The 345-nt window shown below is 69.6% G+C and carries 1 protein-coding gene; it reads left to right on the forward strand.

All coding sequences use genetic code 11. The features are described from left to right. Positions 1-345, forward strand: a 345-nt coding sequence (locus tag IO36_RS36120; RefSeq protein ID WP_342455142.1) for a hypothetical protein, incomplete at both ends; no start/stop codon positions are given.

Genomic DNA, 345 nt, shown 5'->3' on the forward strand with positions numbered 1-345 from the left:
TCCATGGCTGCATCCACGCGAGTCCGCCGTCTGCTGGCCGGGGCCACTGCCACCGGGCTGCTGGCCGGCGGCGCCGCCCTGGGCCTTTCCGGCACGGCCGCCGCCGCGCCGGCACATACGACCGCGGCCACGGCACTGGCCGTGCACCACCACGACCAGTGCGAGTGGGTCAAGGGGCACTGGGCCAAGGAGTGGGTCAAGAGCCACTGGGAGAAGCAGGCCCAGTACACCAACACCTGGCACAAGGGCCACTACGACCAGCACGGCACATGGCACAAGGGCTACTGGGACCACGACCGCACCTACAAGTGGGTCTACGTCCAGGGGCACTGGCACCACTACTGG

Source organism: Streptomyces aureus (assembly GCF_000725495.1).
Classification (GTDB): Bacteria; Actinomycetota; Actinomycetes; order Streptomycetales; family Streptomycetaceae; genus Streptomyces; species Streptomyces aureus_B.